General features: G+C 74.3%; 19 protein-coding genes. 6 read left to right on the top strand and 13 right to left on the bottom strand.

The features are described from left to right. Positions 1-34: 34 nt before the first annotated feature. Positions 35-91 (top strand): trp operon leader peptide, encoded by a 57-nt coding sequence (locus tag JHAT_RS35920; protein WP_361948863.1) that lies wholly within the window; start codon positions 35-37, stop codon positions 89-91. Positions 92-196: 105 nt separating this feature from the next. Further along, positions 197-2,086, top strand: a complete 1,890-nt coding sequence (locus tag JHAT_RS09440; protein WP_077797620.1) for an anthranilate synthase family protein — start codon at positions 197-199, stop codon at positions 2,084-2,086. A 94-nt stretch (positions 2,087-2,180) separates the two neighbouring features. On the opposite strand, the gene JHAT_RS09435 is transcribed toward JHAT_RS09440, so the two are convergent. Genes JHAT_RS09435 through JHAT_RS09425 form a run of 3 tightly spaced genes read right to left on the bottom strand, consistent with a single transcriptional unit; the run spans position 2,181 to position 4,904 of the window. Next, on the bottom strand, positions 2,181-2,864 hold the full coding sequence (locus tag JHAT_RS09435) for a response regulator transcription factor (RefSeq protein WP_171990814.1): 684 nt from the start codon (positions 2,862-2,864) through the stop codon (positions 2,181-2,183). Beyond that, positions 2,861-4,099 carry a MacS family sensor histidine kinase gene (macS, locus tag JHAT_RS09430; RefSeq protein WP_077797619.1) on the bottom strand — a complete coding sequence of 413 codons (1,239 nt, stop codon included), beginning with the start codon at positions 4,097-4,099 and terminating at the stop codon, positions 2,861-2,863. The genes JHAT_RS09435 and macS overlap by 4 nt, the downstream gene beginning before the upstream one ends. Positions 4,100-4,127: 28 nt before the next feature. Then, positions 4,128-4,904, bottom strand: a complete 777-nt coding sequence (locus JHAT_RS09425; protein ID WP_171990822.1) for a 1-acyl-sn-glycerol-3-phosphate acyltransferase — start codon at positions 4,902-4,904, stop codon at positions 4,128-4,130. Between the two features lie 178 nt (positions 4,905-5,082). Between JHAT_RS09425 and JHAT_RS09420 the strand changes: the two genes are divergently transcribed. Together JHAT_RS09420 and JHAT_RS09415 are read left to right on the top strand one after the other, a co-directional pair. After that, positions 5,083-5,886 carry a carboxylesterase gene (locus tag JHAT_RS09420; protein WP_077797617.1) on the top strand — a complete coding sequence of 268 codons (804 nt, stop codon included), beginning with the start codon at positions 5,083-5,085 and terminating at the stop codon, positions 5,884-5,886. Further along, positions 5,879-6,538 carry a hypothetical protein gene (locus tag JHAT_RS09415; protein WP_077797616.1) on the top strand — a complete coding sequence of 220 codons (660 nt, stop codon included), beginning with the start codon at positions 5,879-5,881 and terminating at the stop codon, positions 6,536-6,538. Before JHAT_RS09420 ends, JHAT_RS09415 begins: the two co-directional genes overlap by 8 nt. Positions 6,539-6,586: 48 nt before the next feature. Here JHAT_RS09415 and JHAT_RS09410 read toward each other — a convergent pair whose 3' ends face one another. From JHAT_RS09410 to JHAT_RS09385, 6 genes are all read right to left on the bottom strand, one after another. Further along, the gene (locus JHAT_RS09410; RefSeq protein ID WP_077797699.1) at positions 6,587-7,333 is read right to left on the bottom strand and encodes an endonuclease/exonuclease/phosphatase family protein; all 747 of its coding nucleotides are present in this window, start codon (positions 7,331-7,333) and stop codon (positions 6,587-6,589) included. 132 nt (positions 7,334-7,465) lie between these two features. After that, positions 7,466-8,419, bottom strand: a complete 954-nt coding sequence (locus tag JHAT_RS09405) for an ROK family glucokinase (protein WP_077797615.1) — start codon at positions 8,417-8,419, stop codon at positions 7,466-7,468. 55 nt (positions 8,420-8,474) lie between these two features. After that, positions 8,475-9,008, bottom strand: a complete 534-nt coding sequence (locus JHAT_RS09400; protein WP_077797614.1) for a DUF5304 family protein — start codon at positions 9,006-9,008, stop codon at positions 8,475-8,477. 57 nt (positions 9,009-9,065) lie between these two features. After that, positions 9,066-10,247 (bottom strand): ArsA family ATPase, encoded by a 1,182-nt coding sequence (locus JHAT_RS09395; protein ID WP_077797613.1) that lies wholly within the window; start codon positions 10,245-10,247, stop codon positions 9,066-9,068. A gap of 106 nt (positions 10,248-10,353) precedes the next feature. Next, complete coding sequence (locus tag JHAT_RS09390) at positions 10,354-10,794, bottom strand: SRPBCC family protein (RefSeq protein WP_077797612.1); 441 nt, start codon at positions 10,792-10,794, stop codon at positions 10,354-10,356. 138 nt (positions 10,795-10,932) lie between these two features. Continuing rightward, positions 10,933-11,730 (bottom strand): metallophosphoesterase, encoded by a 798-nt coding sequence (locus tag JHAT_RS09385; protein WP_077797611.1) that lies wholly within the window; start codon positions 11,728-11,730, stop codon positions 10,933-10,935. 312 nt (positions 11,731-12,042) lie between these two features. Here JHAT_RS09385 and JHAT_RS09380 point away from each other — a divergent pair, with 312 nt between their 5' ends. Further along, positions 12,043-13,839: a long-chain fatty acid--CoA ligase gene (locus JHAT_RS09380; RefSeq protein ID WP_077797610.1), complete on the top strand. Its 1,797-nt coding sequence runs from the start codon at positions 12,043-12,045 to the stop codon at positions 13,837-13,839. Positions 13,840-13,884: 45 nt separating this feature from the next. On the opposite strand, the gene JHAT_RS09375 is transcribed toward JHAT_RS09380, so the two are convergent. Continuing rightward, the gene (locus tag JHAT_RS09375) at positions 13,885-14,124 is read right to left on the bottom strand and encodes a hypothetical protein (RefSeq protein ID WP_077797609.1); all 240 of its coding nucleotides are present in this window, start codon (positions 14,122-14,124) and stop codon (positions 13,885-13,887) included. A 102-nt stretch (positions 14,125-14,226) separates the two neighbouring features. Next, positions 14,227-15,369, bottom strand: a complete 1,143-nt coding sequence (locus JHAT_RS09370; RefSeq protein ID WP_077797608.1) for a glycosyltransferase family 4 protein — start codon at positions 15,367-15,369, stop codon at positions 14,227-14,229. A 133-nt stretch (positions 15,370-15,502) separates the two neighbouring features. Between JHAT_RS09370 and JHAT_RS09365 the strand changes: the two genes are divergently transcribed. Further along, positions 15,503-16,753 carry a glycosyltransferase 87 family protein gene (locus JHAT_RS09365; RefSeq protein WP_375603556.1) on the top strand — a complete coding sequence of 417 codons (1,251 nt, stop codon included), beginning with the start codon at positions 15,503-15,505 and terminating at the stop codon, positions 16,751-16,753. 22 nt (positions 16,754-16,775) lie between these two features. On the opposite strand, the gene JHAT_RS09360 is transcribed toward JHAT_RS09365, so the two are convergent. Together JHAT_RS09360 and JHAT_RS09355 are read right to left on the bottom strand one after the other, a co-directional pair. Continuing rightward, a complete protein-coding gene (locus JHAT_RS09360) occupies positions 16,776-17,966 on the bottom strand; it encodes a hypothetical protein (RefSeq protein WP_171990812.1) in 1,191 nt (396 codons plus the stop codon). 49 nt (positions 17,967-18,015) lie between these two features. Next, positions 18,016-19,032 carry an NlpC/P60 family protein gene (locus JHAT_RS09355; RefSeq protein WP_077797607.1) on the bottom strand — a complete coding sequence of 339 codons (1,017 nt, stop codon included), beginning with the start codon at positions 19,030-19,032 and terminating at the stop codon, positions 18,016-18,018. Positions 19,033-19,110: the final 78 nt, after the last annotated feature.

Below are 19,110 nucleotides of genomic sequence, written 5' to 3'. Positions count from 1 at the left end.
CCCCGCACGGTGTGCATGGTGTACCGTCCGTGGCATGTTCGCGCACTCGATCCAGAACTGGTGGTGGACCGCTCCTCCGGCGGCCCACTGACTGCGCGTACGCAAGACTTCGCGAAGGCCGCCCCGAGAGGCGGCCTTCGGTGTTTTCCGGATCGGGGCCGTTCCTCTCGCCAGACAACGAGAAGGACACGGACCCATGCCACAGTTCGACCTGCGCGCCCTGACCGCCGGCGACCGCCCGTTCGCCCTGCTCCGCCGCCGCACCCCGGGCCACGACCACGACACCGTGGAACTGCTGCTCGGCCCGGTGACGGAACACGACCGGCTCGCCGGCCTGCCCGACGAGGGGCTGGCGCTGGTGCCCTTCCGGCAGATCCGCGAACGCGGCTTCGACGTGCGCGACGACGGCACACCGCTGCTGGTGCTGACCCCCGAGGAGCGGTACGACGTCCCGCTCGCCCGGGCCCTGGAGCAGCTGCCCGCCCACGACGTCCGCGTCGAGGGCGGCGGCTTCGACGTGGACGACGAGGAGTACGCGCGGATCGTCGGGCGGGTGCTGGACGAGGAGATCGGACGGGGCGAGGGCGCCAACTTCGTGATCCGGCGGACGTACGAGGGGCACGTCCCCGGGTTCGGGCGCGCCGACGCGCTCGCCCTGTTCCGGCGGCTGCTGGTGGGCGAGCGGGGCGCGTACTGGACCTTCGTGGTGCACACCGGGGACCGGACGCTGGTGGGCGCGAGCCCCGAGGTGCACGTGCGGATGTCCGGCGGCACCGTCGTCATGAACCCGATCAGCGGCACGTACCGCTATCCCGCCGAAGGGCCGACCCCCGAGCACCTGCTGGACTTCCTCGCCGACGGCAAGGAGATCGAGGAGCTGTCGATGGTGGTCGACGAGGAGCTCAAGATGATGTGCACCGTCGGCGACATGGGCGGCGTCGTCGTCGGCCCCCGGCTGAGGGAGATGGCGCACCTCGCGCACACCGAGTACGAGCTGCGCGGCCGTTCCTCGCTGGACGTGCGGGAGGTGCTGCGGGAGACGATGTTCGCGGCGACGGTGACCGGCTCGCCGGTGCAGAACGCCTGCCGGGTCATCGAGCGGCACGAGGCCGGCGGACGCGGCTACTACGCGGGTGCGCTGGCGCTGCTCGGCCGGGACGCGGGCGGTGCGCAGACCCTGGACTCCCCCATCCTCATCCGTACCGCCGACATCGACGCCGACGGGCGGCTGCGGGTGCCGGTCGGCGCCACGCTGGTGCGGGGCTCGGACCCGGCGGGCGAGGTCGCGGAGACGCACGCCAAGGCGGCCGGGGTGCTGGCGGCGCTGGGGGTGCGTCCCGGCCGGCCGCGTGCGGAGGCGGGGCGGCCGGGGCTGGCCGACGATCCCCGGGTGCGGGCGACGCTGGACGGGCGCCGGGCCTCGCTGGCGCCGTTCTGGCTGCGGATGCAGGAGCCGGTGGACACGCTCACCGGGCACGCCCTGGTCGTCGACGCGGAGGACACCTTCACCGCGATGCTCGCCCATGTGCTGCGCTCGGCCGGGCTCGGCGTCACCGTGCGGCGCTACGACGGACCGGGACTGCGCGAGGCGGTGCTCGGGCACGACGGCCCGGTGGTGCTGGGTCCCGGCCCCGGTGACCCGTCCGACGCCGCCGACCCGAAGATGCGCTTCCTGCGCGCGCTGACCGCCGACGTGCTCCGGGACCACCGGCACGGCGTCCTCGGGGTCTGCCTCGGGCACGAGCTGATCGCGGCCGAGCTGGGACTGGACATCGTCCGCAAGGAGGTGCCGTACCAGGGGGCGCAGACGGAGATCGACCTGTTCGGGCGGCGGGAGACGGTCGGCTTCTACAACAGCTTCACCGCCCGCTGCGACGACGGGGCGGCCGCCGAGCTGGCGGCGCACGGCGTCGAGGTGAGCCGGAGCGCCGCGCACGAGGTGCACGCGCTGCGGGGTCCGGGCTTCGCCGGCGTGCAGTTCCACCCGGAGTCGGTGCTGACGCTGAACGGTGCGGCGATCGTGCGGGGGCTGGTCGGTCAACTGCGCGGCACGGGCACGTTCTCCGAGCGGCGGCCGGCCCGGTAGTCGAGGACGCTCCCCACCGTGGCGTCGGCGACCTGCCGGACGGCGTCCTCGGTGAGGAGGACGTCCGGTCGGCGGGGAAGGGCCCCGGCCCGGGTCAGGCGTCGTCCAGACCCCGTTCTATCGCGTACCGCACGAGCTCCACCCGGTTGTGCAGCTGGAGCTTGCCCAGGGTGTTCTGGACGTGGTTCTGCACGGTGCGGTGGGAGATGACGAGGCGTTCGGCGATCTGCTTGTAGCTCAGGCCCTTGGCGACCAGGCGCAGCACCTCGGTCTCGCGGTCGGTGAGCCGGGGCGCCCCCGGTTCGCCGGCCCCGGCCCCGGCCGCGGGGGCCGGTTCGGAGGCGAGGCGGCGGTACTCGCCGAGGACCAGTCCGGCCAGTCCCGGGGTGAAGACGGCGTCGCCGACGGCCGTGCGGCGCACCGCGTCCCGCAGCTCCTCGGTGGAGGCCGACTTGAGCAGGTATCCGGTGGCGCCGGACTTCACCGCCTCCAGCACGTCGGCGTGCTCCCCGCTCGCGGACAGCACGAGGACGCGCAGCGTCGGGTCGGCGCCCACGGCCTCCTTGCAGACCTGGACGCCGGGCTTGCCGGGCAGGTTCAGGTCGAGCACGAGGACGTCGGGGGCGGCGGCCCGGGCGCGGCGCACCGCCTGGTCGCCGTCGCCGGCGGTGGCGACCACCTCGAAGCCGGACTCGGCGAGGTCCCGGGCCACGGCGTCGCGCCACATCGGGTGGTCGTCGACCACCATGACCCTGATCGGATCCTGTCGCTCGGTCATCGGTCCGCCTTCCCCCGTGCGGTGCTGCTGGTGTCCATGGAAGTGTCCGGCGCCTTCGGCGCCCTGAGTTCGACCTCGGTGCCCTGTCCGGGCACCGAGATCAGTTCGGCCGTGCCGCCGAGGTCGCGCAGCCGGCCCCGGATGGACAGGGCGACGCCGAGCCGCCCCTCGCCCTCGGCCTCGGCCAGCCGTCCCTCGGGGATGCCGGGTCCCTCGTCGCGGACGGTGACGATCACCTCGTCCGGTTCGTCCTCGACGAGGATCCACGCGCGCGCGTCCTCGCCGACGTGCTTGCGGACGTTGTCCAGGGCGGCGCCGACGGCCGCGGCGAGCTCGCGCGCCGTGGTGGGGGGCAGCCGCACCGGGGCCCCGGGTTCGGCCAGGTTCACCCGCGACCCGGCGTACGGGGCGAGCAGGGAGCGCAGGTCGACGGGTCCGGCCGGGGCGTCCGCCTCCGGTTCCTCCACCGCCCGTACGACGGCGCCCTCGGACACCCGGGAGACGGGGACCAGTCCGCCGGAGACCAGGGTGCGCAGCGCGACCTCCTGTTCGCCGGCCATGCGGCCCAGCTCGGCCGCCTCGCCGCCGATGACGGCGCCGCGCCGCTGCACCATCGCCAGCACCTGGAGGACGCTGTCGTGGATGTCGCGGGCGAGCCGCTCGCGTTCCCTGGTCGCCGCCTCGATCTCCAGGGCGCGGGCGAGGGTGCGCTCGGAGGCGCGGGCGACCTCGACGACGTAGCCGATGGCGAGGGAGGCGACCCAGACGAGGATCACGTTGTGGACGGTGTCGCGGGCCGGGGTGCCGCGTTCGACGAGGTTGGCGACGGCGACGGGGGTGGAGGCCACGGCCGCCCAGCGCCAGCCGCCCTTGATGGCGAAGGCCAGGACGGAGCCGGCGGTCCAGATCGACGGCAGGGTCGGGCCGCCGTCCATGACCCGCTCGTGCGCGTCGGCGAACGGGGTGAGCAGGATGCCGGTGAGCGCGATCGTGAGGTCGGCGGCGAGGAAGCCCTTGGTGCAGCCGGCCGCGCCCGAGACCCTGGGGAGGGTCGCCAGGGTCCAGACGAAGAGGACGGCGTAGTAGGCGACGGCGAGCCAGGGCCGGGTGAAACCGGACCAGGCGGTGGTGAAGAAGCCGATCGCGTACAGCATGGTGAGCACGCGGTAGCCGGCGAGCGCACGCCACAGCGGCTGCTCGACCGACATCTTCATGACTTTTCCGCGCCCGGCCATGTCCCCCCGTCCCCCGGCACCGGCCCGGCTAGGGCTCGGTCCCCTGCTCGGCGTCCTTCTCCTTCGCGCTCTGTTCCTTCTCCGCCCGGGCGAGCGCGGCCTTCGCCGCCTTGCCCGCCTCCTTCTCGGCCTTCGCCGCCTCCGCGAGCTGCCGCTTCATGGCGGTCGCGTACATGTCGACGTACTCCTGGCCGGAGAGCTTCATGATCTCGTACATGACCTCGTCGGTCACCGCGCGGAGCACGAAGCGGTCGTGCTCCATGCCCTGGTAGCGGCTGAAGTCCAGGGGCTTGCCGATGCGGATGCCGGGACGCATCAGCTTCGGCACCACCTTGCCGGGCGGCTGGATCTTCTCGGTGTCGATCATGGCGACCGGGATGACGGGGGCGCCGGTGGCGAGCGTCACGCGGGCGAGGCCGCCGGGCTTGCCGCGGTAGAGCCTGCCGTCCGGGGACCGCGTGCCCTCGGGGTAGATGCCGAACAGCTCGCCGCGCTCGAGGACCTCTATGCCGCTCCTGATGGCGGCCTCACCCGCGCCGCGCGCGCCGGAGCGGTCCACGGGGAGCTGGCCGACGCCCTTGAAGAACGCGGCCGTCAGCCGGCCCTTGACCCCGGGCGTGTTGAAGTACTCGGCCTTGGCGATGAAGGTCACCTTGCGGTCGAGGACGGCCGGCAGGAAGAACGAGTCGGAGAACGACAGGTGGTTGCTCGCCAGAATGGCGGGGCCGTCGGCCGGAATGTGCTCCAGGCCTTCCACCCAGGGCCGGAAGGCAAGCTTCAGCGAACCCCCGATGGTGACCTTCATCGCGCCGTACAACAACCGAGTGCCTCCTGAGTCTGTGGGTCAGACCCTATCCCGGGGCACCGTCGATGGCTCCGACGGCCCTGGTCGGTGCCCGTGCGGTCGCGTACGGTGAGGTACCCGCAAGTACCGCACACGACGTGCCGGCTGTGCCGGCCCCCTGACGACAGGAGACCGAGACGTGCCGGTCCTGCCCGGAGCCGAGCCGTTCCGCCACGAGGGCGGGGAGACCGGCGTCCTCCTCTGCCACGGTTTCACCGGATCCCCGCAATCGCTGCGCCCCTGGGCCCGGTACCTCGCGGAGCGCGATCTGACCGTCGCGCTGCCGCTGCTGCCCGGGCACGGCACGCGCTGGCAGGACATGCAGGTCACCGGCTGGCAGGACTGGTACGCGGAGGTGGACCGCGAGCTGCGCGCCCTGCGGGAGCGCTGCGCGCGCGTGTTCGTGGCCGGCCTGTCGATGGGCGGGGCCCTGGCGCTGCGGCTCGCCGCGAAGCACGGGGACGCGGTGTCGGGCGTCGTGGTCGTCAACCCGGCGAACCGGATGCACGGCGTGGCCCAGCACGCCCTGCCGGTCCTGCGCCACCTGCTGCCCGCGACGAAGGGCATCGCCAGCGACATCGCCAAGCCGCTCGCCACGGAGCTGGGGTACGACAGGGTGCCGCTGCACGCGGCCCACTCGCTGCGTACGTTCTTCCGGCTCGCGGACGGCGATCTGCCGCAGGTCACGCAGCCGCTGCTGTTGCTGCGCAGCCCGCAGGACCACGTGGTGCCGCCGGCCGACTCGGCGCGGATCCTCGGCCGGGTGTCGTCGACGGACGTCACGGAGGTCCTGCTGGAACAGAGTTACCACGTGGCGACGTTGGACCACGACGCGGACCGGATCTTCGCGGAGAGCGTCGCGTTCATCGACCGGCTCGCGCCCGGTTCCGTCAAGGAGCCGGGGCCCGGTCTCGGTGAGGAAGGGACGACCGCAGGTGGCTGAGCACGACTCCGACCGCGAGGGCCGGGAGGAGCGCGAGGACCGGGAGGAGCGGAACGTGGACCGGGAGCCGGGGCAGGAGGCCGGGCGGGAGCGCGGCGGGGGCCGGGAGCCCGGGGAGGAGCGCGCGTCCCAGGAGCGGGCCGTGCCCCTCGACGAGGACGCGGCCTGGGCGGCGATCGTCGCCGGGTACGGGGAGGAGCCGCCGGACCCGCCGGGGGCCAAGCCGTTCAAGTCGGTGGAGGACCTGGCTCTGCTGGAGCCGGAGACGAACGACGACGAGCCCGAGCCGGAGCGGCCCGCCTCGGCCCGCCCGCTGGGCGGCTCCGTCGCCTTCGCCCCGGGTGTCGGACCGCGCGACCACAGCCTGGCCGAGCCCTCCGACGACGATCTCGGCGAGGAGGACGAGGGCCACTTCGTGCCGCCCGAGCCGCCGCCGCTGCCCGAGGGCGACACCACGGCGAAGTTCGCCTGGCTGGGCGTGCTCGGCGGCCCGGTGCTGCTCCTGCTGGCGGTGGTGCTCGGCTGGGACATGACCTGGTGGCTGACGACCCTGAGCATCGGCGGCTTCCTCGGCGGCTTCGCCACCCTGGTCATGCGGATGCGCACGGACGACGAGGACGACGACGACCCGGGACGGGGCGCGGTGGTCTGAGGCCGGCGGCACCCCGGCCGCGGGCCGGTCTCAGGCCGCGGGCCGGTCTCAGGCCGCGGGCACGCGGAGGGCGGCCAGGACCGGGAGGTGGTCCGTGGCCGCCCTCAGGTCCTCCTCGGCCACCCCGGGCAGCCCCGCCGGCACCCCGCAGCCCAGCACCTCGACGCCCTCGGTGGCGAGGACCGCGTCGATGCGCTGGTGCGGGTCGGCGGCGGTGGAGGTGTACTCGCCGCCCCAGGGTGCGGCGGTCCAGCAGTCCCGCAGCCCGTCGCCGAGCCGCCGGAAGACGGGGCCGCCGGGGCGTTCGTTCAGATCGCCGCCCGCCACCACGTGCTCCACGCCCATCGCGGCGACCCGCTCGAGGAGCAGGCCGGCCTGCGCGTACCGTTCGTCCTTCTGCAGCGACAGGTGACAGCTCACGACGCCGAGCCGGGCCCCGCCGAAGCGGACCACGGCGGTGGCGAAGCCCCGGCGGTGCAGGCCGGGGGTGAGCGGGAGCAGGACGTCCTCGGTGCGCTCCACGGTGGCCCGCAGGGAGCACAGCAGCGCCGGTCCGGCGGCCGGGGCGCCTCCGGAGAGGATCACCAGTCCGGAGGCCGCGGCGAGCCGGGCGAGCTTCTTGCGCCAGCGGAAGAAGCGGGGGGCCTCCTGGAGGAGGACGAGGTCCGGGGCGCAGGCGGCGATCACGCGGGCGAGGGCGTCGGTGTCGTCGCGCATCGAGCGGATGTTGTAGCAGAGGACCCGGATGACGGCGGAACCGTCGGGTTCGGTACGGGAGTTGGGCAGCGGCTCCATGTGGATCACAGTACGCCCGACGGCTCGGGACTCGAGTGCGCGGGCGCGGCGGGCGGTGGCCCGCCGCACCCGCGGGGCGGAGTCCTCGATCGACTCCGCCCCGCGCTCCCGAGGGCGTGCACCGAGCGGCCGTTACATGATCGGGTCGGGCTCGCGGGCCAGGTCGGCCGCGCCCACCAGGCCCGCCTTGTTGCCGAGCTGGGCGGCGATCACGTCGGCGACCGGGCGCCAGTTGCCGCCGACCAGCCACCGCTTGTACGACTTGCGGATCGGGTCGAGGACCAGGTCGCCCTCGTCGGAGAGGCCGCCGCCGACGATGAAGGCGGACGGGTCGAAGAGCGAGGCCAGGTCGGCGAGGCCGGCGCCGGCCCAGCGGGCCAGCTCGCGGTAGGAGTCGACGGCGACCGGGCAGCCCTGCCGGGCGGCGACCGAGATGTGCTTGCCCTCGATGCCGTCGGGGGTGCCGTCACCGAGCGCGAGCAGCACCTCGGCGCGCTCGGGGGTGGCGTTGGCGCGCTGCTTGGCGTAGCGCACGAGGGCGCGGCCGGAGGCGTACTGCTCCCAGCAGCCCTGCGATCCGCAGCCGCACAGCAGGCCGTCGGGCACCATGCGGATGTGGCCGAACTCGGCGGCCACGCCGAAGTGGCCGCGGCGCAGCTTGTTGCCGATGATGATGCCGCCGCCGAGGCCGGTGCCGAGCGTGATGCAGATGACGTTGCGGTGGCCCTTGCCGGCACCGAACCTGTACTCGCCCCAGGCCGCGGCGTTGGCGTCGTTCTCCACGACGACCGGGAGGCCGACGCGGGCCTCGACCTTCTCCTTGAGCGGCTCGTTGCGCCAGTCGATGTTCGGTGCGAAGTAGACCGTCGAGCGCTGGCGGTTGACGTATCCGGCGGCGCCGATGCCCACGCCGACGATCTCGTGCCCCGCGCGTGCGCCCTCCACCGCCGAGGCGATGGCGTCCACGATGGCCTCGGGTGTGGTGGGGGTCGGCACCTTGAAGGTCGAGAGGATGTTGCCTTCCTCGTCGACCACGCCGGCCGCGATCTTCGTGCCGCCGATGTCGACGCCGATGGTGAGTCCCATGAATCCCTCAGTTTCGGTCGAGCCCCGCTACGGCCAACCGTACCCGAGGGGGGCCTCAGTCCAAGTCGATGTGTTGCCCGGGGCCGGTGCCGTCGTCGCCGTCGTCGCGGGATTCGTCCAGGTCACGGGGATCGCGGGCACCGGTCGCGCCGGTGGTCCAGCGGCGCTCCTGGTTCTGGACGGCGGAGCGGTAGGCGGCGAGGAGTTCACCGCCGGCGGCCGCGAGGTGGTCGAAAACATCGGGATTGCGCTCGATGACCGGTTCGACGGCGGCCTTGGCCTGCTGGACGACCTGCCGGACCACCTGCTGGGCGGCGGGCCCGGCGACCTGGCCGAGCAGCGGGGACTGGAGGCCGGACAGCTTCTCCGCGACCGTGTCGACGAGCCTGCGCAGTTCCTCGGCGGCCGAGCCCGGCTGCGGCCCGCGCTCGGCACGGCGGCGGGCCTTCTCGGCCTCCAGGTCCTCGGCGCACGCCGTCGCCCAGGCGTCGGCGTCGGCCGCCCGCGCCCCGCCGGCCGGTCCGGTCGGCCCGACCGCGTCGGCCTCGTCGTGGCGAGCGGCCTCGGACGGGGGGAGATCTTCGCTCATGACGGACTCCTGACTACGGTTCGTCCTTACGACGTTACCCGAACGGGCGTGGCGGGATCAGCGTCCCCGCGGCCACAGCCGGGGGTCCGGCGCGAAGCGGACGGCGAGGGTGCCCTCCCGCAGGGCGGCCCCGTCGACGGTGCAGCGGCGCAGCGCGGACGGCAGCGGCACGATCCGGCGGAACGGACCGGCGGTGACGACCAGTTCGTCGCCGCGCCGGACGAGGTCGAGATCCTCGCGTACGGCGCCGGGCAGCGGGACGTGCCAGACGAGGACGCCGTCGTCGGCCAGCCGGTCGGTGACGGGCCACTCGACCGGGGCGGCGTCCTGGTCGACGCCCGGCGCGTCGAGGGCGGCCAGGTCGTCCGTGCCCCGCGGGTCCCGTCCGAGGTGGGCGACGGTGCGGACGTCGTACGTCTCCCGCCACTCCTCCAGCGTCTTGCGCTGCTGGGCGAGGGGGCCGGCGAGCCAGCTGTCCGCGGGGGCGTCCTCGGGCAGGACGCGGTTGGCGACCAGCAGGTCGGTGCGCAGGCCGCGCAGGGCGAGGCCGAGGCGGGCGGTGCGGAGGGCGTCCGCACCGGCGGGGCCGGGCTCGGCGACGAGCCGTACGACGGTGTTCCGGTCGGCGAGGACGGCCTCGGCGGCGGCCAGCTCCAGGTCCCAGCGGGCGGCGGCCTCGTACAGCGACCCGGCGGGCACGGGGACGCCCGCGAGCCGGCCGAGGACGGGGCGCAGGGCGCGGGCGGCCTGCCGCTCGGGCGGGAGCAGGCGGCGCAGGTAGCGCCGCAGTTCCTCGGGCAGGGCGAGCAGGGCGAGGGCGCGCGGGGCGGCCGGGAGGTCGACGACGACGAGTTCGTGGGAGCCGGTGCCCTCGGCGAGGGCGGCGTCGCGCAGGGCGCGCAGCAGCGCGAGTTCGTCGGCGCCGGGCAGGGGGGTGAGCTCCTCGGCGTCCAGGCGGGCGGCACCGAGCAGGTCGAGGACGGAGGCGGCGCGGTCCTGGAGGGCGGCGAGGCCGTCCCGGAAACCCCGGGCGGCGTCGGGCCGCCAGGCGGTGAGGCCGGGTTCGACGGGGACCGGTACCGGGCCGGTGCGCACCCCGAGCGCGGCGCCGAGGGTGTCGTCGCGGTCGGCGCCGAGCAGGAGGGTGCGGGTGCCGGCCCGGGCGGCGGCGAGCGCGGTGGCGGCCGCGACGGTCGTACGGCCGCTGCCGCCCGGACCCGTGATCAGGATGGTGCGCATGAGGCTGAACCGTACCTTCGCCCCCGACCGGGGCGGCCGCGTCGCCCACCCGGCCCCCACCCGCCGCGGGCCGCTCGGACGTGACCGGCCCGGCGGCCCGGACCGGTCATTTCGGGACCGACTCCACGCGCTTCTTCAGGCCCGCCAGCGCCCGGTCGATGATGACCTTCTCGGCCTTGCGCTTGATCATGCCGAGCATCGGGATCTTGACGTCGACCGTGAGCCGGTAGGTGACCTCCGTGCCCGGCCCGGCCGGCCGGAGCAGGTAGGAGCCGTCGAGCGAGCGCAGCATCTGGGACTTGACCAGCGTCCAGGACACCTCGTGGTCACCGGTCCAGGTGTACGCCAGCGTCTGGTCGTCCTTGATCGCCCCGGCGTCCATGACGAGTCGGACCTGCTCGGCACGCCCCTGGGCGTCGGTCGCGAGGACCTGCGCCTCCTTCACCTCACCGGTCCAGTCCGGGTAGCGGGCGAAGTCGGCGATCACCTCCATGACGTCGGCCGGTGCCGCCTCGATCGTGATGCTCGAGCTGGTGTGTTCCGCCATCGCCGTGGCTCCTCCAGATGCGGGCCGGGTACTGAGGGTCGTCGTGCGCGGGACGCGCACGTGTGTGCCGCGTGAAGGCTATCGCGCACGGGCAAAGCGGATGTCACCACCTGTCCGCGACGGCCCGGCCGTCCGGGCTCACCACTCCAGCACCCACGGCCTCCCCGTCGACGCGAAGTGGCCGACGTTCACGCACTCGGTCGCCCCGATCCGCATCCGCCGCGCCAGCGGCTGGTGCACGTGGCCGAACAGGGCGTAGCGGGGCCGGGTCCGCCGGATCGCGTCCAGCAGCGCGCGGCTGCCCCGCTCGAAGCGCCGCGCCACCGTGTCGTAGACCAGTTCCGGCACCTCGGGCGGGATGTGCGTGCACAGCACGTCCACCTCGCCGACGGCCTCGATCTTCGCGGCGTACTCCTCGTCGTCGATCTCGTACGGCGTGCGCATCGGGGTGCGCAGGCCGCCGCCGACGAAGCCGAAGACCCGGCCGCCGATCTCGACGCGCTCCCCGTCCAGCACGGTCGTGCCCGGTCCGGCGTACTCCGGCCACAGGGCCGGCATGTCGACGTTGCCGTAGGTGGCGTACGTGGGGGTGGGGAACGCGGCGAACAGCTCGGCGTACTGCCCGCGCACCGCCCGCTCGATCAGCGCGGCCCGGTCCTCGCCGACGTCCGCCCACAGACGCTTCCCGAACTCCCGCGCCTCGGCGAAGCGGCGGGCGGTGCGCAGCTCGACGATGCGGTCGGCGTTGGCCCTGCCGAACAGGTCGGGGAAGATGCCGCGCGAGTGGTCGGCGTAGTCGAGGAAGAGGACCAGGTCCCCCAGGCAGATCAGGGCGTCGGCGCCGTCGCCGGCCCCGGCCAGGTCGCGCGCGTTGCCGTGCACGTCGCTCACCACGTGGATGCGCGTCGTCGTGTTACGAGCCGGTGTGGGTGACATGGCGATCAAGCGTAGGTGTGTGCGCCATGCGTGAACAATGGCGGCCGGACCTGCGGTTACTGGCTGGTCGGTCAAGACGTCGACTACTCTGCGCCAGGGAAACCCCACCCGTGTGACGCAGCGAACATCTCCCGGGGACCCCCTGTCGGAGACGCCATACCGACGGGTAACGTCCGGGCAGTCCAGTCGTGCTCAGGATTTCACCGTGTGAACGGAACGCAGGTGTCGTCCACGAGCACTTGCCCGAGCCTTGGACCGCACCGTCGCATCGCACAACGTCGTGGCGCCGGCGCCCTATGAGGAGCAGCAGTCTTGCGCGAGTTCAGCCTTCCGGCTTTGTACGAGGTCCCTGCGGACGGAAATCTGACCGACATCATCCGCAGAAACGCCGCGCAGCATCCCGATGTCGCCGTCATCGCCCGCAAGACGGGCGGCACCTGGCAGGACGTGAGCGCCCGCGACTTCCGCGCCGAGGTGCACGCCGCCGCCAAGGGGCTCATCGCCTCCGGTGTCCAGCCGGGCGACCGGGTCGGCCTGATGTCCCGCACGCGCTACGAGTGGACCCTGCTGGACTTCGCGATCTGGAGCGCGGGCGCGATCACCGTGCCGGTGTACGAGACCAGCTCGCCGGAGCAGGTGCAGTGGATCCTCGGCGACTCGGGCGCCACCGCGTGCCTCGTGGAGTCGGCCGGGCACGCCGCCGCCGTGGAGTCGGTGCGCGAGCAGCTGCCCGCCCTCAAGAACGTCTGGCAGATCGACGCCGGGGCCGTGGAGGAGCTGGAGCGCCTCGGCGAGGACGTCACGGACCGGACGGTCGAGGAGCGCAGCTCGATCGCCAAGGCCGACGACCCGGCGACCATCGTGTACACCTCGGGCACCACCGGCCGTCCCAAGGGCTGCGTGCTCACCCACCGCAGCTTCTTCGCCGAGTGCGGCAACGTCGTCGAGCGCCTGCGTCCCCTGTTCCGCACGGGCGAGTGCTCCGTCCTGCTCTTCCTCCCGCTCGCCCACGTCTTCGGCCGCCTCGTGCAGGTCGCGCCGATGATCGCGCCGATCAAGCTGGGCTGCGTCCCGGACATCAAGAACCTCACCGACGAACTGGCCGCGTTCCGGCCCACGCTGATCCTGGGCGTGCCGCGCGTCTTCGAGAAGGTCTACAACTCGGCGCGCGCCAAGGCGCAGGCCGACGGCAAGGGCAGGATCTTCGACAAGGCCGCCGACACGGCGATCGCGTACAGCAAGGCGCTGGACGACCCGTCGGGCCCGTCCGTCGGTCTGAGGATCAAGCACAAGGTCTTCGACAAGCTCGTCTACAGCAAGCTCCGCACGGTCCTCGGCGGGCGCGGCGAGTACGCCATCTCCGGCGGCGCCCCGCTCGGCGAGCGGCTCGGCCACTTCTTCCGCGGCATCGGCTTCACGGTCCTGGAGGGCTACGGCCTGACCGAGTCCTGCGCGGCCACCGCCTTCAACCCCTGGGACCGGCAGAAGATCGGCACGGTCGGCCAGCCGCTGCCCGGTTCGGTGGTGCGCATCGCGGACGACGGGGAGGTGCTGCTGCACGGCGAGCACCTGTTCAAGGAGTACTGGAACAACCCGGGCGCGACCGCGGAGGCGCTGGCCGACGGCTGGTTCCACACCGGTGACATCGGCACCCTCGACGAGGACGGCTACCTGCGCATCACCGGCCGCAAGAAGGAGATCATCGTCACCGCCGGCGGCAAGAACGTCGCCCCGGCCGTGATCGAGGACCGCATCCGGGCGCACGCGCTGGTCGCGGAGTGCATGGTGGTCGGCGACGGGCGGCCCTTCGTGGGGGCGCTGGTCACCGTGGACGAGGAGTTCCTCGGCCGCTGGTGCGCGGACCACGGCAAGCCGGCCGGCTCCACGGTGGCGTCGCTGCGGGAGGACCCGGACCTGCTCGCCGCGATCCAGTCGGCGGTCGACGACGGCAACGCGGCGGTGTCGAAGGCGGAGTCGGTGCGGAAGTTCCGTGTGCTGGGGGCCCAGTTCACGGAGGAGTCGGGGCACCTGACGCCGTCGCTGAAGCTGAAGCGGAACGTGGTGGCGAAGGACTACGCGGACGAGATCGAGGCGATCTACGCGAAGTAGCCGGGCGAGGGGCCCTCCCCGGGGTGCCTCCGCCCGCGCCGCTCCTCAGCGCGGCGGGCCGCCCTCCGGCCGGCCCTCGAGGGCCTTCAGGAAACCCTCCGCGGCACTGCCGGGAGGCGTGGCCGGGTCGTTCGTCAGCACGACGTGCAGCGCCCACACCAGGGCTTCCCGGCGGGTCTGCGTGTGCTTCCGCCGTTCCTTGCCCATGCGGTGTCCGTCCCGCTCCACCATGGTGTCCAGCCGCAGGATCTCCCGCCCGATGATCTCGGGCCCTCGCTCGGCCATGCCTCTCGTACCCTCCGTGAACCGACCGTGTCCGTGACCGTGGCTCGGTGCGGCCGGGGAGCGTGACCCGCCCCCGGGCCCCCGACGCCTCCTGACGCTGTGTCAGAGCAGCGCCTTCAGGCGTTCCGCCAGCAGGTCCCAGCGCCACGTCTCCTCGACCCAGGAGCGGCCCCGTTCGCCCATGCGGTGGCGCAGCTCCGGGTCTGCGAGGAGGGTGACGACGCGGTCGGCGGCCTCCTCGGGGGAGCCGCCCCGCACGACCCAGCCCGTCTCGCCGTCGAGCACCGCGTCCGGGGCGCCGCCGGAGTCGCCGGCGACGACGGGCAGGCCGGTCGCGGAGGCCTCCAGGTAGACGATGCCGAGCCCTTCCACGTCCAGCCCGCCCCGCCGGGTGCGGCACGGCATGGCGAAGACGTCCCCGGCGCCGTAGTGCGCGGGCAGCTCGGCCCACGGCACGGCGCCGGTGAAGCGGACGGAGGCGGCGACGCCGGTGTCCCGGGCGAGGCGACGCAGGTCCTTCTCGTAGGGGCCGCCGCCGACGATCAGCAGGACGGCGTCGGGCCGGGCGGCGAGGACGCGCGGCATGGCCCGGATCAGCGTGTCCTGGCCCTTGCGCGGCACCAGTCGGGAGACGCACACCACGACGGGCCGGTCGGTCAGCCCGAGCCGGGCCCGCACCTCGTCGCCGCCGCTGCCCGGGTGGAAGGTCTTCTCGTCCACGCCCGGCGGCAGCTGCACCATCCGCGCGGCGGCCCGCGGGGTCAGCGCGCCCGCTATCCGCGAGCGCGTGTACTCGCCGAGGTAGGTGATCGTGTCCGTCGACTCCCCGATGCGGCGCAGCAGTTGCCGGGCGGCGGGCAGCTGGGCCCAGCCGGCCTCGTGGCCGTGGGTGGTGGCGACGATCCGCTCGGCACCCGCCCTGCGCAGGGCGGGTGCCATCAGTCCGAGGGGCGCCGCCGCCCCGAACCACACCGCCGTGCACCCGTGCTCGCGCAGCAGTCCGACCGCCCGCCGGGTGGCGCCCGGCGTCGGCAGCAGCATCGTCGTGCGGTCGCGCACGACGGTGAAGGGCTGCTCGGCGTCGAAGGCGGCGGTCGCCTCGAGGCCCTCCCGGCTCCGCTTCCAGGTGGAGGCGTAGACGACCAGTCGCTCGGGGTCCAGGCGCAGCGCCATGTTGTGCAGGAAGGCCTGGATGCCGCCGGGTCGGGGCGGGAAGTCGTTCGTCACGATCAAGGTCTTGCGCATCGCCGCCGACCCTACCGAACCGGCCGTACGGGGCGCGGCCCGGCCGTGCCGCTGGCACACACACAGGCGTTCGGGACATCATGGCCCCGACCAGCAGGACGGGCGCGGACGGGCGCGGGACGGGCGGAGTGGCGTGGAGACGACGGACACGGGGCGGTCCCCGGCCTGGTTGCCGACGGCCGGGCTGCTCGCCGCCTGGGCCGCGACGCGGCTGATGCTGCTGCTGTTCGTGCTGAAGGTGTGGATCTTCCCGGGCCCGGACGTCACCAGCGACGTGTCGGTCATCTACCGGGGCTGGCACGACGTCCTGTCCGGCGGAACGTTTCCGTCGGACGACGTCACCTGGCAGTACCCGCCCGCCGCCGCCCTCCCGGTCCTCTCCCCGGACCTGCTGCCCTTCCTCGACTACCCGACGGCCTTCTTCGTCCTGGCCTGCGCGGCCGACCTCGCCGTCCTGGTCCTGCTGCGGTACGGGGGCGCCGGCGCCGGCAGGTCGACGCTGGGCGCCTGGGTGTGGGTGGTGGGCGTGCCGCTGCTCGGGCCGACGGTGTACGCCCGCTACGACGTGATGGTCACCGCCGTCGCGGTGGCCGCGCTGCTCGCCGCCGGCCGGCACCCGCGGGCGGCGGGGGTGCTGGCGGCGTTCGGGGCGCTGCTGAAGGTGTGGCCGGTGCTGGTCCTCCTGGGGATCCGCCGGCGCGCGATGTGGGTCGCCGCGGCGCTGAGCGGTGCCGGGCTGGCGGCCCTGTTCGCGGTGGCGATGCCGGGGGCGTTCGCCTTCCTGACGTTCCAGCGCGACCGGGGCACCGAGGTCGAGTCGCTGGGCTCCCTGGTCTTCCACGTCGCCCGGCACCACGGCTGGGACGGGCAGGTGCTGCTCAACTACGGCTCCGTGGAGTTCCTCGGCCCGCACGTGGAGACGGTGAGCACGGCCGCGCTGGCGCTGACGGGGGTGGCGTTCGGCTGGCTGCTGCTGTGGCGGGTGGCGGCGTCCCGGTTCGAGGCGCACACGGCGGCGGACGCGGCCTTCGTGGCGGTGCTGGTGTTCACGGCCACCAGCCGGGTGATCAGCCCTCAGTACATGGTGTGGCTGGTCGGTGTCGGGGCGGTGTGCGGGTGCTTCCGGGCCGGCCGGATGCGGGTGCCGGTGGCGCTGGTACTGGCGGCGACCCTGGTGACGGTGCTGGAGTTCCCGATCTGGTTCGGCCATGTGGTGGCGAGCGACACGCTCGGCGTCACGCTGCTGTTCGTCCGCAACGGCCTGCTGGTGGCCGCCGCCCTCGTCGCGGCCCGCGCCCTGTGGCGCGACACGGTGCCGCGCCGCGGCAGCGCCCCCGTGCCGCCGCGCCCGGCCCGCGCCGACGAGGCGCCGGTCCCGCGCTGACCGTCCGGCGGCCGTACCCCGCTCAGCCGAGCTGCTCGCGCAGGTACTCCCGCCACCGCGCCGTGAACGCGTCCCGGGTCGTGCCGAGCACGTCCCGCAGCGCGTCCTCGACCGCCCCCGCGCGCCCGTCGTGGGCGCCCACGGCCCGGTAGAAGGCGTCCAGCCGGTCCTCGCCCCACCGGTCGGCGATCATCCGGCAGGCCAGCCAGCCGCCCTCGTAGGCGCGGGCGAGTTCGTCCGCCTCGCCGGTGAAGCCGAAGTCCTCGTCCGTGGGCAGGCCGTCGGGCACCCGGCCCTCGGACACCGCGCGGGCCAGTTCGGATGCGGCCCGGGCCGGTTCCCGCTCGTCGGCGCGGTAGCCGACCCAGTCGGCGTAGCCCTCGGACAGCCACAGCGGCGTGGCGGCGGTGGTGTGGGCACGGGTGGCGACGTGGGTGGTCTCGTGGGTGAGCACGACCTGTCGGCCGAGGCCGCCGAGCAGCCCGTACGCGTCGGGGTTGACGATGATCCGGTCCGCGGGCGCGAGCTCCCGGCCGCCCGTCTCGCCGGTGGTGACCGCCGCGATGCCCCGGTAGGAGGAGGCGGGCGAGCCGAGGAGCCCCGCCATCCCCTCCAGCGACCGGGGCACCAGGACGACGATCCGGCGGGCCCAGTCGCCGTCCCAGGCGTCGGACACGGCCGGCACGGCGCGGTCGGCGAGGTCCGCGTAGCCGCGCAGCGCCCCGGTGGACTGCCCGACGCCGAGGACGAGGCTGTGCGCGCCCCGCACCACCTGCACCGGGCCCTGGTCCCACGGCTGCTGGCCGGACCGCTTCGCGGGCCGGTCGGAGTCGACGGACCACCGTCCGTCCTCCTCCCGGCTCAGCCGCACGGTGCGGGCGGTCGTGACGGCGCCCCGGTCGTAGCCCGCGATGCGGTAGCCGAGGTCCACGTCGGCGGTGACGGTGTCACCGGTGCGGTGCGCACCGGTGACGCGGTACGACCAGGCGGCCAGCGGCACCGCGCTCAGGTTGCCGAGGGCGGTCCCGGCGCCGGTGCGGGCCCAGGCGGCCCGGTCGTGGGCGAGGACGGCCGCCGCGCGCCGGTCCAGGACCCGCTGCACCTCGGCCCGGACGGGGTCGGCGGCGGTCCGGCCGCCGCAGGCCACGAGGGAGACCAGCAGCAGGCACAACGCCACCACCGAGGAACCCGGCACCCGCCTTCGACCAGCCATCTCTCCGATCGTACGGGCGCCGGGCCGCTGGGGCCGGGGTTCGGCGGGGTCAGACCCGGGTGACCGAGGAGACCGGCATCATGCCGACCGGGTCGTAGCGCACCGGGGCGCCGGGGTGGGGCGCGTGGATCACCTGGCCGTTGCCGGCGTACATGCCGATGTGGCTGGCGTCGTCCCGGTAGGCGACCAGGTCCCCGGGCCGCGCCTGGGAGAGCGGGATCCGCCGGCCCGCGTACCGCTGCGCCTGCGAGGTGCGCGGCAGGCCGACCCCGGCCTGGGCGTACGCCCACTGGGTCAGGCCCGAGCAGTCGAAGCCCGAGGGGCCGTTGGCGCCCCAGACGTAGGGCCTGCCGAGCGCGGAGCGGGCGGCGGCGAAGGCGGCCGCCGCCCGTCCGGAGGCGGGTACGGCGCCGCCGGGGGCGGTCAGGTCGGGGCGACCGGAGCGGGAGGCACGGCCGTAGGCGGCTCGTTCGCCGGCCGGGAGGGTGGCGAGCAGCCGCCGGGCCTCGGCGAGCTTGCGCTCGACGGTCCTCTTGTGGGCGGCGGCCGCCTTGCGGCCCTGCTCCAGCTCGGCGAGCTTGCGCGCGGCCTCGGCACGGTCCTGGGCGATCTCGCGCAGGACCCCCTGGAGCTCCCTGAGTTCGCCGGCCTCGTGGGTGCTGATCCGGTCGAGCACGGAGGCCTTGTCGAGGTAGTCGTCCGGATCGGCGGAGAGCAGCAGGACGAGGGACGGGTCGACGCCGCCCGAGCGGTACTGGGCCCCGGCGAGCGAGCCGAGCCCGTCCCGCAGGGTGTTGATCCGCTCCTGCTTGCGGGCGATCTCGTCCTGCGCGGCGCCGATCTCCTCGCGCAGGGCGTCGGTGCGCTCGTCGGCCTCGTTGTAGGCCTCGGTCGCCTTCTCGGCCTCCGTGTGGAGGCGGTCCACCTCGGCACGTGTGCCGTCGTGCGGCGCGGCCACGGCCGCCGGTACGGCGCCCAGGACGGCGGTGGCGACGGAGAGGAGGCCGACGGCGGCGGTGGCGCCGCGATCGAGCCCGGACGGTGCAAGGCGGCGATGGGACCCCACGGGAAGCCGCACTCCTTCCGCTGGCGGACGGGAAACGCGGCAGACAGTAGCCCCGCGGCGGGGCGGCGGCCAACGGCC

The sequence above is a fragment of the Streptomyces sp. JHA26 genome, from assembly GCF_002005565.1.
Taxonomy (GTDB): Bacteria; Actinomycetota; Actinomycetes; order Streptomycetales; family Streptomycetaceae; genus Streptomyces.
This window is presented reverse-complemented; position numbering and strand designations above follow the sequence as displayed.